Genomic DNA, 13,627 nt, shown 5'->3' on the forward strand with positions numbered 1-13,627 from the left:
GACATGCCTAGGAGACTAGCATCAGTCTTTGTTCATGAAGCTGTCTTCGAAATACTTGCCCAACATAACGGTCAGCGTATCGAATGCCCGATCATAGTCAAAATCGGGGTCCACAATTCTTTGCATGCCCAATCCGTCAAAAACGGAATACATAATCGATGCCACTGCCGATGCGTCTTCCTGGGATAGATGGGTGAACGTCCCGACTATGGAGCCGATCAACATCCGCTTTGTATGAAGCATTTCCTTTAAAATTGCCGATGTATTGCCCTCACGAAGGCCGATCGCATATAGCTCGTAGCGAAGACGATACCAATTCGGATCTTTCTTCGCGTTCTTTTTGACTTCCTTCAGAATTTTCATCAGGGCATCTATAGTTAACGGCTGATCGGATAATCTCGCCAATTGATTGAAGGAATCACAGTATTTCATGGTTTCGCGGCGGAACACTTCCTCAAATAGCAGATCCTTGCTGGGAAAATAGTAATTGATCAGCCCCTGGGCAACACCGGCGCAGCGCGAAATTTCTTTGGTGGATGCCCGGTCGTAACCATTCTCCGATAACACCTTGTAGGCAGCGACTATTATTTTCTCTCGCTTATCTGGCTCTGACATAGCACTCTCCTTCGTTACAAGTGATGAATTTGAATGAACGATCAAACAAATGATAGCATGTAATGATGGGAAGCGCAATTTCTGTTTTCACATTTTCGGATCTGACATTCATATCTGTGACGTTATTGCAACAAAAATCTCTTGATTGTATTTCGGGTATAAGATTACATCACTTGACTGGTGATGTAATCTTGTGCCCGTCTCAATTCATTACGCAGTGAACATATGCTCTTGTTATGACTGCATATGTTGAATGACTTTTAATTGGCTGGAAATAGTACCAAGATGGATCGCTTCATGGAAGAATGCAAAATTATAAAGCTCTCCGGCGGTTTCAAACCGGAACGGCCCCATTTCGAAAGGCGGCTTCAGCAGCTCGTCCAGTTCACCTGGAGATATCTCGGATATTCTGTGAAGCTGAACGGACAAGTGGTCAACCAGCTCCTCTTTGGATGGCGGCGACAAGGTCCAATCCGAAGGTTTGGTTCCGGAATTAAAGAGAATTTTGATGCTTTCCGGAATTTGCGATGCAGCCCCAAGACCAAGCGTAGAATAGGTGTCCATCCAATATACGATATGTCCGGCATTCCATCTGATGGTGTTGTTGAACCCTTCCGGTTGGACATCGAACAGCTCCTCGGGGATTCCCTGGACCTGCCCGATAACCAGCTGCCGCAAAATCTTGCCTGTGTGAAGAATGGACTGTGTCATGATAAAATTCCTCCCGTTCATATGATGGGTATTGGTTGTATGTGCAGGATCATCGTAGCCCGGGATCCAATGCCAGAACCATACTTTTCACTGCCATGCGGTGCCAAATTCACTGAAATTCAAGGATTTTCAAGTGAAAACGTAAATTTATACCATTTTATGGACGATTTATTTATGTATATCCAATTCCCTCATGCCTGAGAAAAACAAACAAGACCCCTTGATTACAAGAGGCCTTGAAGGTGATTTACAGTAAATTGGGCAAGCAGCGCTATCTGTATTTCGCCATAATTTCGGAGAGCTGCTCTTTCATGACATCAATCAGCTCGGGCGGATTCTCGACCGTGGCCGCAGTTCCCAGACCGATAAAGAACTTTGCAAAAAACAAAAGGTCATTCTTGGAAATCAGGTCGTCCAGCCATCCCGTACCATCCTCCCGGATATGCAGCTCGAGATGCCTGCCTAATTCAGTTTCGCATCTCTGAACCCCCTCTTTGCTCAGTTCTACATGAAGACGGGTCGGCATCGGTTCCTGCTGAATGTACGACATCCAATTACCAAGATGGACATGCCGCAGATCAATCGGGTTCACCCCGGAGAGATCATAGTCGGCCGAATGAATTCGGTCGCATCGGAATAACCGGAAATCGCCGCGAAGAAAACAGTAAGCCGGGCAGTACCAGAACCCATTGCTGGCATATATGCCCACGGGCTGGATTTTGCGGCATGACTCCCCTTCCCGCGAATCATACTCGATGCGAATGACTTTCTGCCGGATGGCACCGTCCAGCAGAATCAACAAATGCGGGGATTCCAGCTGCCTCGTTGGAGTAAAAAAATCGATCCGGTTCTTCATCTGGTCAATGCGATCCCTCACATCCCCGGACATATACAAATAAAACTTGTTCAGAGCAGATGAGGATTCCGTCTCGAAAGGCGTATATAGGTAGTGACGCAGGGCATGACTGGCAAAAAAGATCGCTACAGCCTCCTCCTCGGTAAACGCAATCGGAGGCAAAATTCTTTCCTTCAATACCTGGTATCCACCGTGAGGTCCCACCTCCGAATATAACGGAACCCCAAGCTCGCTCAATTCCTGCAAATCCCTCAATATGGTCCTGGTGGACACCTCAAACTCTTGAGCAAGCTCCTTGACCGTAAACTTCCGCTTCCGGTTGACGGTCATCATTAACTCCATAAGCCGTTTCGATTTGGACATGGTTATCTGCTCCAGCTCCATCATTCTTATAATCATGACAATCCATGTCACTATTATAAGCCGCAATTCAAGACAAAGCCAGCTTTGCTGCCAGGGTCAAAGAATTGGCGCTTTCTCACCTGCCGGGAACACCAGCTTGAGCAGCGGCGGCGTAAGCAGCGTCGTCAAAATCACCACCATTACGACGGAAGTAAAATACTCCGGCAGCAGCAGACCGGATTCCAGGCCGGCGGCAGCTATGATTAATGCCACCTCTCCCCTCGAAATCATTCCCGTGCCTATCGCAAGCGAGGACCGCGTGTTAAACCCTGTAATACGTGCACCCAATCCCCCACCCGCCAGCTTCGTCAAGGCGGCTACAACAGTAACAACAAGGATAAATATAATTTGGCCGCCAAGACCTGCAAAGGTAATATTCAAGCCAATACTGACGAAGAATACGGGAACAAACAACGTATAGGCAATCGGTTCGACCTTTGCTTCCACAGCATGCCTGAATTTGGTTTGCGAAACGGCAATTCCGGCTGCAAAAGCACCAATGATTCCTGCAACCCCCATCAGCTCGGCAAAATAGGAAAAGCCGAAGCAGATCACAAGGGCAGCGCTCATCACAGCCTCGCTGACTCGAAAAGGAGCCAGGAAACGCATAAACAGAGGAACGATAAACCATCCCGCAAATAGGACGATCACAAAAAACAGGAGCTTTTTGGTGAACATAAAGGCAAGGGAGCTATCATCGGCAGTTCCGAGCAGGCTCATCATGACCGCAAGCAGAACAACGACAATCACATCATCGACAACGGCAGCTCCCAGAATCGTAGTTCCTTCTCTTGAGTTCAACTGATTCATTTCTTTCAAGGTCTGGACGGAAATGCTGACAGAAGTCGCGCAAAGCAGCATACCCAGAAACAGTGAATGGGTATTCGACAATCCCATGGCGGCTGCAACGCCGTATCCCCCGATAAACGGTAAAATAATGCCTCCAACTGCGACAGCAAACGATGCCTTCCAGTTCTTCTTTAATTGATCCAGATCGGTCTCAAGCCCTGCGATAAACATGAGCATCAGCACGCCGATTTCAGAAAAATGAGAAATAAATTCATCTGCATGCACCCACCCGAGGACCGCCGGCCCCAGCACAATGCCCGCAAGGAGCTTGCCCAATACGGCAGGTTGACCCAGCCGGACCGACAGATCGCCCGCCGCTTTAGTCGATAAAATAATCAACGCCAAATACAAAATAAACTCCATTCTCCAATCACACCTCTCAAAGCTAGTCTAACCATCAAATCCGGTTTTACAAATCCAGGATGAGGACGAGAACGACAAAAAGAGAGCCTGCAAGATACAGGCTCTCATCCATAAAACACAGAAAGAGCCCGTAAGTGACAGGCTCCTCCAGGTCGTTCGTATTCAATTAGCTTCCTACATTGTACACGTTCATAAGGACAGCCGCAACCTCTTTTTAACGGAACGCCATTAAAAACCGCTCTTATATTTACGTTGACTGGATGAGCTGTTTTTGGTTTTGTCCTTGTCCTTCTCATCCTGCTGCTCGATATTCAGGTCTTCGAGGGGAATCGGATCCACATTGCGCTCACTCTGAAAACGGTCAAACAAGCTTTCCTTCTCCGTTGGGAACTGCTCCGGATTGTCCCGGTCCGGCTGATTGTTATGCTTGAGCTTCTGTTCTTCAATCGCTTTTTTGTCCGCATCTGCGTTTTCCATTGCCTCTCACCTCGTTTAAGGGTATATATTCCTTTACCTTAAACGGAGGTGATCCAAACCCGAATATATTTAATGGGATTAAATAATTACTCGTTCAACCGCTGCCGCATCATATCGGCCAGCTCCTCGGTGTTATCCCAGACGAAAGGCTGAAAATGATTGAACATCCCTGCCGGCAGGTTCACAGCATCCCTGCTCTGTACGGTCCAAATTACCGGGATTTGCAAGCCCAGCGCCAATCCGGCTGCGAAATACACCTCTGGCGACTGGCCCGTCAGATCGGCCACAACCAGCTTGCTCTCCGTAATGTTCCTGACATGATAATCGGAGGATTCGCTATCCTGGGCATCGTCGCCAAGCAGCGGGGAATACCCGCATTCTTCAATTCGGGGAAATACCTGCTCCGCCCAATCCGCCCGGTTCACAGTATCATGATCCAGGTATACGAGGCAGGACTTTAATCGTTTCCCGCCCGATAATGCTTCCGCCTTGCTCCACCCTTCCGCTGTCAGCTTGAAGGTCGTCCCGATCCGCTCGATCAGCAGCTCGTCCTTCAATCTTTCGATGATGTACACGAGCTCCTGCAAATTGAGCGAATACGTTAAATTGTAGCTGTCCGACAGCCGGTGGATGACAACCGGCTGCAGAGGGCTTTCGGAATGCCTGTACAGGTACTGCAGCAGGCGATCTGCTTTATCTTCTATCGTTACCGGGATCAGCGGTGATTGTTCGATTTTTTCCAAATCCTCGAAAGACAAGGAAACCGCCCCGCCTACATCTGTGGTTTCCCGTATGTAAGCGGACATAATCGGGAACATCTGGCGCTTGACCGCATAGGACAGCGCATGAAATTGCTCGTAGCTGTCTTTAGAAAGGCTATAGGAATCGCCTGGTGCGCATGAGCAGTTGGCAAAGCGTTCATATTCGCCGATGAACTGCACATGAACAATTTGATCGCAAAATAAACAACGTTTCATATCCATGGTCATAAACCACCCCTTCCATTTACCTTTCGCACAGTGTAACGGAAAAATGGGGGTTTGGGCGATTAAGCTTTTCTCATGAAATTAGGGTGGCTCTCATTAAGTATAATTATACCAGTGATAACAGGGTCTATTTGCGCTCATCTCTGCCAGATAATGACAGCTGCCAGATTAATTGGCTGCCAGCGGGCGGATTACCGTATTCGTAAACAACCATTTGCCCGCCTGGAATTTCCTGACCAAGCATATGAACGGAAGCCTCGCCTACTTGATGGAGGAAACAATTGTAATCGCCTGACGAGGCTCTGCCTTCGATTGCCCGGCGAACAATCCGGGAGCGGACAGTCCCTGGGCAACCTTTACATAATCCGTTATAGCCCGCCTAATATTGGGTTCTGGCGAGCTCACAGCTTTCTTCCACCGCAGCGTAATCTCAAGAGAAATCCACATATACCGCATCCGCAGATTCCTTTTGCCTTCATGCAACGTAATTCAGCAGCTCCCCGCTTCAATTGAGGACCAATTAATCCATTTCATAAATCGATCCGGAGCGGCTTGCAAAAAACTCGGCATAGACCTTCTCGGCGTAGGCATCGGTCATTCCGGAAATATAGTCGGCGACCATTCGCTCCCATGACCATTTCCCCTTCTGCTGCTGGTAGCTCTCCAGCCAATCCGGGGGCATGATGAGCCGCCCGGTTTCCTCGATTTTGAAGCTGTCCCATAAGCGTTTAATCATGATCTCACTTCGTTTATGCAGACGCTGGACACGAAAATCCTTGATCAAGGTAACCCAGGCCAGTTTCTTGAGTATTTCCATTGTGCGCAGCAGCTCCAAATCCTTCTCGCCCTCGCGTACAAACGTAACGCGTTTCCAGCCTGTGGCAGGATCGTCGATAATCCCGACCTGATTGGCAAACCTCCTTACCCAGCGGGCTTTCATCTCCCGTCTTGTACGGGAAGGCTCGCGGTTGCATTCAATATATATCGTCTCCCACTGCTGGACATATTGGCTGAGCACCTGCTTCACCATCTTTTTCATATCGACCTGTTCCCAGCTCATGACCCCGTTCCCGGGATCGTCCACGATCTCTGCGATGACATGCTCGATCAGCCAATCGTCCTCGAACAAATGGCGGTTCATCTGGATTTTCCCTGCACGGATGCCATCCTCGATATCATGGGTGGAATAGGCAATATCATCGCATAAATCCATCAGCTGCGCTTCCAGAGTCGCTTCTCCTTCGGGCATTTCCCACATCTGCCTGAGATAACGAATCCCTTCCCATTCCATACTGTAAACGCCTTTGAGCCGACCTGGATCATCGAGACTGAACGGATATTTATTGGTAGCCAGCAGTACAGCCGCCGTCAGATCCAGGCCGCTCTCGCTTCCCGCACGCTTCTCCAGAAACATCAAAATCCGGAAATTCTGCGCATTTCCTTCATAGCTCAAGCCGCATTCCTTCGTAAGAAGCAAATTCAGCACTTCTTCTCCCTTATGACCGAATGGTGGATGGCCCAGATCATGCGCCAGCGCCGCGCATTCCACCACCTCGGGATCCAGCATTAACCCCGGATGCTCCCTCTTGGCGATCCAGGAATAGCTTTTTCCCAGCCGCCTTGCCACTTCACGGGCTATTTGCGATACCTCCAGCGAATGCGTCAGGCGAGTACGGTAATAATCTCCCGAGCCTGCACCGAATACCTGCGATTTTCCCTGCAATCTTCGAAAAGCAGGCGACTGGATCAGCCTGGCGTAATCCTTCTCATACTCATCCCGATCTTCATTGGAATGGATATTCTCAGAATCGTTCAGTCTCAATTTGCGTACGTTCATATCCATCCCCCCAATACTCCTTGCCGATCTTGATAATTTATGATAACAAACCTTACATAGTCAAACAAGCCGACACCCGGCGGTCCGGATATCGGCTTATTTGGGCTGAAGCAACGGTTATTAGCCTTCCAACAGAAGGGATTCCGGATCCTCAAGCAGCTGCTTGAGCGTCACCAGGAAGCGCACCGCTTCCGAACCGTCCACGATACGATGGTCGTAGGAGAGCGCAACATACATCATAGGGCGATTGACTGTACGTTCTTCGTCGAGCGCGATTGGACGAAGCTGGATTTTGTGCATGCCCAGAATACCAACCTGAGGCGCATTCAGGATCGGTGTCGAGAGCAGGGAACCGAACACACCGCCATTGGTGATGGTAAAAGTTCCGCCCTGCAGATCATTCAGCGCGAGGCTGTTGGAGCGGGCTTTCTCAGCCAGGCTTCCGATTTGTTTCTCGATTTGAGCAAAGCTCAGCGTATCAGCCTGACGCACAACAGGAACAACGAGACCTTCCTTGGCCGATACGGCAATCCCGATATCATAGTAGTTCTTAACGACAATCTCGTCGCCTTGAATTTCGGCATTCAGCAGCGGGAAAGCCTTCAATGCGCCGACAACAGCCTTGGTGAAGAAGGACATAAAGCCGAGACCCACATCATGCTTCTTCTGAAAATCCTCTTTCCGTCTTTTGCGGATATCCAGGATGGCAGTCATATCCACTTCGTTAAAGGTCGTCAGCATAGCAGCTGTACGCTGTGCTTCTACCAGCCGGTTGGCAATTGTTACCCGGCGTCGCGACATTTTGCGGCGCTCTACCGGTTTGCCCGGCTCGTTTGCAGGAGCCGCTGCCGCTGCCGGCTGGGCTGCCGCCGGAGCGCTGCTGGCTGCGGCAGGCTTTTGTCCGCCGTCAGCATATGCTTTGACATCCTCTTCGCGAATGCGTCCCAGCGGATCGCTTGGCGTGATGCGGCTCAGATCAATTCCGCGCTCGCGTGCCAGCTTCCTGACCGCTGGCGAAGCATTGTAGGACGAGCTGTCGCCAGCCGATTCCTTATTGGAATCGTTCGCTGGCGCTTCCGCCTTTGGCGCAGCCGCTGCCGGAGCAGGCTCCGGTTTGGCCTCTGGCGCAGCGGGCGCTGCACTTTCCGTCTTGCCGCTATCGCCGGCAGAAGCGGCACCGCCTGCTCCAGCTCCGATAACGCCGATCGTTTCGCCAACGCTGACCGTTTCGCCTTCCTGGCGGAGAATCTTCTCCACTACGCCGCTTTGCTCGGCGCTGATTTCCATGTTAACCTTGTCCGTTTCCAGTTCAGCCAGCACATCTCCCTGACCTACCTGGTCCCCCTCTTTAACATGCCACTTGGATATCGTACCTTCTACGATTGACTCGCCCATTTCGGGAATTTTAATATCACTCATCGCCGTTATCCTCCTTCGCGTTAACTGTTAATGTGCCCCGGTTCAAAGCAACCGAAATGATGCGCTGTTGTTCCATGTTATGAATATATTGAAATCCGCTTGCGGGACTGGAGCGTTTCGGCAGGCCGATGAAGCGGACAACCGATTTGCGCGGCGCCCGTGCACGGATACGCGGCTCGATGTAATTCCAGGCTCCCATATTTTGCGGTTCTTCCTGAACCCACATAATTTCCTTCAGGTTCGGGAAACACGCGATAATACGTTCGACATCCCCTTTGGGGAATGGATACAGCTGCTCTACGCGTGCGATATGGAGCCAGCTCCAATCCGTAGGCTCGGCGGACTCATCGTCCTTGCCCGCCTCCAGTGCCGTTGCCAAATCAATCGAAATTTTACCGCTGCACAGAATGAGGCGTTCCACCTTCTTGGGGCTGCCGCCAAGCTCAGGCTGCTCCAGAACAGGCTGGAAGGCGCCTTCGCTCAGCGCTTTCGGATCGGAAGCCACCAGAGAATTACGGATCAGGCTCTTAGGCGCCATAATGATCAATGGCCTTGCTTCCTCGGTATTGGTGATCGCTGCCTGACGACGCAATAAATGAAAATATTGCGCTGCTGATGTCAGGTTGGCGACGGTCCAGTTGTCTTCAGCCGCAAGGGACAGGAAACGCTCCAGCCGTGCGCTTGAATGCTCAGGCCCTTGTCCTTCATAACCATGAGGCAGCAGCATGACAAGACTTGAATTCTGCGACCATTTTACCCGTCCTGCTGAGAGGAACTGGTCGATAATGACCTGGGCCGCATTGGCAAAGTCGCCATACTGGGCTTCCCATATCACAAGCGTTTCAGGCGAATAGACGTTGTATCCATAATCAAAGCCGAGTACCGATGCTTCGGAAAGCGGGCTGTTATACACGGCGAAGGAAGCATTCGCTTCGGGCAGTGTATGCAGCGGAGAGTGGGTCGCACCGGTTTGCGGATCATGCAGTACCAGGTTGCGGTGTGCAAAGGTGGCGCGCTCGGAATCCTGTCCGCTAAGGCGAATCGGCTTGCCGTCAGCCAAAATTGTGGCAAAAGCCAGCGTCTCGGCTTGTCCCCAATCCACTTTGCCGCCTTCTTCAAGCGCGTCGGCCCGGCGCATCAGAATACGCTCCAGCTTGTTGTAAACCGTGAAGCCTTCCGGCCACTTCAACAGGTTCGCATTGATCGAGCGGAGCTTGTCAAGCGGCACAGCCGTCTTGATTTCTTTGCTGCGCAGTCTGGCGCTTGCATCCAGTCTTCCCGTCTTGCCCTGTTTATCGTTTTCCTTCACTTCATCCAGGGCCGCCTGCAGGCGGTTCAGACCTTCCTGCTTGGTCTGTTCCAGCTTCTCGTCTGTAACAAGGCCTTTTCCTTTGAGCACATTCTCATAAATCGATACGACACGGGGATGATTACGCTGCTTCTGATAAAGAAGAGGTTGGGTCGTTTCCGGATCATCCGTTTCGTTATGGCCGTATCTGCGGTATCCGATCATATCGATCAGAAAATCCTTGTGGAACTTGTGGCGGTACTCGCAAGCCATACGTACAGCTGCGATGCAGGCCTCAGGATCATCTGCGCTGACATGGACAATCGGAATTTCATAGCCTTTGGCCAGGTCGCTCGCGTAATGCGTCGAGCGCGAGTCGCTGCTCTCGGTTGTAAAGCCGATCCGGTTGTTCACGATAATATGAATCGTACCGCCGTTCTCATACCCCGGCAGCTTCTTGAAGTTCAACGTCTCAGCCACGATTCCTTCTCCGGCAAAAGCGGCATCGCCATGAATCAGCACAGCGGCTGCAGCTCCGAAATCAGGCACCGGATAACCCGGCTTCGACCTGTCGTCCTGCGCAGCACGGGTGAAGCCTTCGACAACGGGGTTCACATATTCAAGATGACTTGGATTGTTCGCCAGCGAGATGCGCGTTTCTACCGTCTCTCCCGCCTTAACCGAACGGTGGGCGCCAAGATGGTATTTCACGTCTCCTGTCCAGCCGAAGCTGATGCCGATCGAGCCTTCGGATGGAATGAGGTCCTTGTTGGGCGCATGATGAAACTCGGAGAAAATCTTGCCGTACGGCTTGCCGAGCACATGCGTCAGAACATTCAGCCGCCCACGGTGGGCCATCCCCATCAAAATATGCCGGGCACCGTCATGAGCCAGCTCACGCACGATTTCGTCCAGCATGGGAACAAGCATATCATTGCCTTCAATGGAGAACCGTTTCTGTCCAACAAATGCGCGCTGCAGGAAGGTTTCGAACTGCTCGACTTCAATCAGCCGGTTCAGCAGCTCCGTCCGCTCAGTCGCAGTAATCGGCTTGCCCGCCATTCCTGTTTCCGCCTGGCGGTTAAGCCAAATGCGCTCGTTCTCCTCATGAATATGTCCGAATTCAAAACCGAACGACTGCGTGTAGGTCTCCTGCAGCTTCTGCAGAGCGTCCCAGCCGTTTTGAATCGATTCCGGCGCTTCTTCCCAAATAAGCGAGGCGGGAATCGCCGCCAGATCCTCCTTGGTCAAACGGTAGGTCTCGGGCTTCAATAAACTCGTATCTGTGCCATTCGTCAGACCCAGCGGATCATTATGCGCCGCCAGATGTCCATATGTGCGAATATTTCGAAACAGTTTCCCGGCGTCGACCACTTTTTTCAAATACGCAGGATCTGCTGAAGTTATGGTTTGAGCTGCTGCAGCCCCGTTCTTGACAGACTGTTCCTGTGCCGCAGGAGCAGCTGCAGCCGGTGAAGGCGGTCCCCAAAGCTCGAACAGCTCCCTGTAAGATGAATCGACATCATTCGGGTTAATCAGATATTGTTCGTACATTTCCTGGATATAACCCAAATTGGGTCCGTAATAAAACTTCCATGGTGACTGATTGATTTCATGGTCCGTCCTCATTACCGCCTACCTCCGATTATGTTAGATAAATGGTTTAGACTTGCTTCTTTCCCGGTTTTTCAACGTTCACAAGCTCATCCCTACATCATTATACGCAAGTATCAGGTGGGGAACAAATCAAATTCGGTATAGGTATTAATCAAAATCTGTATAGATTCTTAAACTTGCGGCCCGTACAAAAAAAGACCCTGCTGTCGGAGCAAGGGTCCGTTATGAGATATTCTAACCAATTTCGACAATATTTATGGGATATACTGCTGAACGATTTTCACAATTTTGTTATTCTCCATCGTCAAATGGAACGGATAGCCGCCGACGTCGAACGTATCGTTGTCCGCAAAGATTGCCCGCAGCTTGTTGACATCGATCTTTTCGTTCCAGTTAATATCCATCTCATTCACATCACCGGTGCGGTTATAAATCTGCATCAGCACGATGGCATCGCCCGAAACTTCGAATGTACGCAATTTGTCGTTCTCATTCAGGATATAATAACCGTCGGGAGCTCCGTCCAGACCGGAGTCCTTGTTGTGCTCCAGGAATACTTTATTGGCTTCATCGCCTTCGAACCATTGAATGTAGTCGGCGGTGACATATGTTTTGCCGTTAGCCTGATAGATTTGGTTGATAAAGGCTGCGTGGGTATCCGAGTTTGTCGGCACAGCGTGATAATCATTGTCACCAGCGAAGCTTATCTGCGTCAGCATCAGAAAAGCAACGACGGCAATCAGCATAATCTTACGCATATGTAACACTCCTTTGAAGACAATTTGCGAACCTGTTTCGTTTTACCTGATCCTTCATTCTATATACATGTCTTGGACATTCTATGCGTCTGCTAAACAAATGTTCTTTCATTCACCAGATACCTCCCTGTAATTCAAGCTGCTTATCTATAAGAACGATTCGGCGGGCAGGAATGTTGCAGAAACAAATAATTTGGAATCACACGCAGCAGCTGTGCTTATAGCTGGTTCCCTTTCATTCGGTGCAAAAGAAGCCCGGCAAGACGGATCAGTCCGCCTTGCGTACGTTCCTGCTCCCTTTCTTTCGGGCTCGCGTCGTTTTGGAAGACTTAGCGTTATCCGTCTTGGACTTCGAAGACTCCGGAACGGTTCGGTTATCGGTTGCTGATTTACGGCTGATCTTCGCTCCTGATGTTCGTTTGCCTGCTTCTTTGCCAACCGACCCAGCCTTCCCATTCTTGCCCGCATTCCGTTGCCCGGTTTTCGTTATGGCTGTTCTGGATGCCGCCCTGCCCCGGTTTGATTTTCTCTTGGGAGCGGGAGGTTCCTGATTCTGCGATTGTTCCCCGTCAGAATCGGTCCCTTTGCCGGATTTGGGCTGCTGCAGGCTGGCCTTCAGCGCTGCCATCAGGTCGATGACATTGGCAGGCTTCTCTTCCGGCACAACTTTTACTTCCTTGCCCTTCAGCTTGCCTTCAATCGCATCCATCACACGCCCGCGGAACACATCCTTATATTGACCGGGGTTGAAGCTGCTGCTCAGCTGCCCGATCAGCAGCTTGGCCATATCGAGCTCCCGGTCGTCGATGCTGACCTTCTCGGGAAGACTGGGAATCTCGGCTGCCGGTCTGATCTCTTCTTCATAGAACATTGTAACCATTGAGAGCACATTGTCGTCGATCACACGAATCGCGGCCAGACTGCTCTTGGAGCGGATTGTCACATTGGCTATGCCGATTTTATTCGTCGCTTTCAGTGCTTCGACGAGCAGGGAATAAGCATGTTTTCCCGTCTTCTCAGGTGCAAGGTAATAGGTTTTCTGAAAATAAATCGGATCAATCTCTTCCAGATCAATAAAGTCGAGAATCTGGATTTCGCTCGATGCCTCCGAAGCCAGCTTCTCCAGCTCTTCCTTCTCGAACGTGACATAATGCCCGGGCTCATATTCGTACCCCTTCACAATATCGTCCCAGCTCACATCCTCCTTGCATTTGGGGCAGGTTCGATGGTACTTGATCGGCAGATTAAAATCTTTATGCAGCATCCGCAGCGGGATATCGTTGTCTTTGGTAGCCGTGAACATTTTGACCGGCACATTCACAAGTCCGAAGCTGATTGCGCCCTTCCAGATCGTTTGCAAGGTGAATCCCTCCTCGTTGGCCTTGCCTTGTATTGATTTATAACCGCGATGACTGATGGTCAATCCGGCATATGTTTACAGTCATGCAA

General features: G+C 50.5%; 12 protein-coding genes. All 12 read right to left on the reverse strand.

Features of this window, described 5'->3' with window-relative positions:
- Positions 1-21: 21 nt before the first annotated feature.
- The 12 genes from AC0YNV_RS25075 to ku all read right to left on the reverse strand — a co-directional run bounded on the left by AC0YNV_RS25075 (position 22) and on the right by ku (position 13,538).
- Complete coding sequence (locus AC0YNV_RS25075) at positions 22-615, reverse strand: TetR/AcrR family transcriptional regulator (RefSeq protein ID WP_475770471.1); 594 nt, start codon at positions 613-615, stop codon at positions 22-24.
- A 234-nt stretch (positions 616-849) separates the two neighbouring features.
- Positions 850-1,326, reverse strand: coding sequence for a DinB family protein (locus AC0YNV_RS25080; protein ID WP_475770472.1), 477 nt, complete (start codon positions 1,324-1,326; stop codon positions 850-852).
- 271 nt (positions 1,327-1,597) lie between these two features.
- Positions 1,598-2,545 (reverse strand): helix-turn-helix transcriptional regulator, encoded by a 948-nt coding sequence (locus AC0YNV_RS25085; protein WP_475770473.1) that lies wholly within the window; start codon positions 2,543-2,545, stop codon positions 1,598-1,600.
- Positions 2,546-2,641: 96 nt separating this feature from the next.
- Positions 2,642-3,796: a cation:proton antiporter gene (locus tag AC0YNV_RS25090; protein ID WP_475770474.1), complete on the reverse strand. Its 1,155-nt coding sequence runs from the start codon at positions 3,794-3,796 to the stop codon at positions 2,642-2,644.
- Between the two features lie 228 nt (positions 3,797-4,024).
- Positions 4,025-4,273 (reverse strand): hypothetical protein, encoded by a 249-nt coding sequence (locus tag AC0YNV_RS25095; RefSeq protein WP_475770475.1) that lies wholly within the window; start codon positions 4,271-4,273, stop codon positions 4,025-4,027.
- A gap of 86 nt (positions 4,274-4,359) precedes the next feature.
- Entirely contained in the window at positions 4,360-5,256 is an 897-nt protein-coding gene (locus tag AC0YNV_RS25100; RefSeq protein WP_475770476.1) for a hypothetical protein, read from the reverse strand.
- A 264-nt stretch (positions 5,257-5,520) separates the two neighbouring features.
- The gene (locus AC0YNV_RS25105; protein WP_475770477.1) at positions 5,521-5,742 is read right to left on the reverse strand and encodes a hypothetical protein; all 222 of its coding nucleotides are present in this window, start codon (positions 5,740-5,742) and stop codon (positions 5,521-5,523) included.
- A 37-nt stretch (positions 5,743-5,779) separates the two neighbouring features.
- On the reverse strand, positions 5,780-7,096 hold the full coding sequence (locus AC0YNV_RS25110; protein WP_475770478.1) for a deoxyguanosinetriphosphate triphosphohydrolase family protein: 1,317 nt from the start codon (positions 7,094-7,096) through the stop codon (positions 5,780-5,782).
- Positions 7,097-7,216: 120 nt separating this feature from the next.
- Complete coding sequence (gene odhB / locus AC0YNV_RS25115) at positions 7,217-8,515, reverse strand: 2-oxoglutarate dehydrogenase complex dihydrolipoyllysine-residue succinyltransferase (RefSeq protein WP_475770479.1); 1,299 nt, start codon at positions 8,513-8,515, stop codon at positions 7,217-7,219.
- The gene (locus AC0YNV_RS25120) at positions 8,508-11,432 is read right to left on the reverse strand and encodes a 2-oxoglutarate dehydrogenase E1 component (RefSeq protein ID WP_475770480.1); all 2,925 of its coding nucleotides are present in this window, start codon (positions 11,430-11,432) and stop codon (positions 8,508-8,510) included. The genes odhB and AC0YNV_RS25120 overlap by 8 nt, the downstream gene beginning before the upstream one ends.
- Before the next feature lie 242 nt (positions 11,433-11,674).
- Entirely contained in the window at positions 11,675-12,178 is a 504-nt protein-coding gene (locus tag AC0YNV_RS25125; protein WP_475770481.1) for a hypothetical protein, read from the reverse strand.
- Between the two features lie 268 nt (positions 12,179-12,446).
- Positions 12,447-13,538, reverse strand: a complete 1,092-nt coding sequence (gene ku / locus AC0YNV_RS25130; protein ID WP_475770482.1) for a non-homologous end joining protein Ku — start codon at positions 13,536-13,538, stop codon at positions 12,447-12,449.
- Positions 13,539-13,627: the final 89 nt, after the last annotated feature.

This window comes from Paenibacillus sp. JT31N11, assembly GCF_056269285.1.

What these genes read in the sequence shown, in the direction of transcription:
- AC0YNV_RS25075 (WP_475770471.1), bottom strand. Translation starts at nt 615, where the DNA reads ATGTCAGAGCCAGATAAGCGAGAGAAAATAATAGTCGCTGCCTACAAG.
- AC0YNV_RS25080 (WP_475770472.1), bottom strand. Translation starts at nt 1,326, where the DNA reads ATGACACAGTCCATTCTTCACACAGGCAAGATTTTGCGGCAGCTGGTT.
- AC0YNV_RS25085 (WP_475770473.1), bottom strand. Translation starts at nt 2,545, where the DNA reads ATGTCCAAATCGAAACGGCTTATGGAGTTAATGATGACCGTCAACCGG.
- AC0YNV_RS25090 (WP_475770474.1), bottom strand. Translation starts at nt 3,796, where the DNA reads ATGGAGTTTATTTTGTATTTGGCGTTGATTATTTTATCGACTAAAGCG.
- AC0YNV_RS25095 (WP_475770475.1), bottom strand. Translation starts at nt 4,273, where the DNA reads ATGGAAAACGCAGATGCGGACAAAAAAGCGATTGAAGAACAGAAGCTC.
- AC0YNV_RS25100 (WP_475770476.1), bottom strand. Translation starts at nt 5,256, where the DNA reads ATGGATATGAAACGTTGTTTATTTTGCGATCAAATTGTTCATGTGCAG.
- AC0YNV_RS25110 (WP_475770478.1), bottom strand. Translation starts at nt 7,096, where the DNA reads ATGAACGTACGCAAATTGAGACTGAACGATTCTGAGAATATCCATTCC.
- odhB (WP_475770479.1), bottom strand. Translation starts at nt 8,515, where the DNA reads ATGAGTGATATTAAAATTCCCGAAATGGGCGAGTCAATCGTAGAAGGT.
- AC0YNV_RS25120 (WP_475770480.1), bottom strand. Translation starts at nt 11,432, where the DNA reads ATGAGGACGGACCATGAAATCAATCAGTCACCATGGAAGTTTTATTAC.
- AC0YNV_RS25125 (WP_475770481.1), bottom strand. Translation starts at nt 12,178, where the DNA reads ATGCGTAAGATTATGCTGATTGCCGTCGTTGCTTTTCTGATGCTGACG.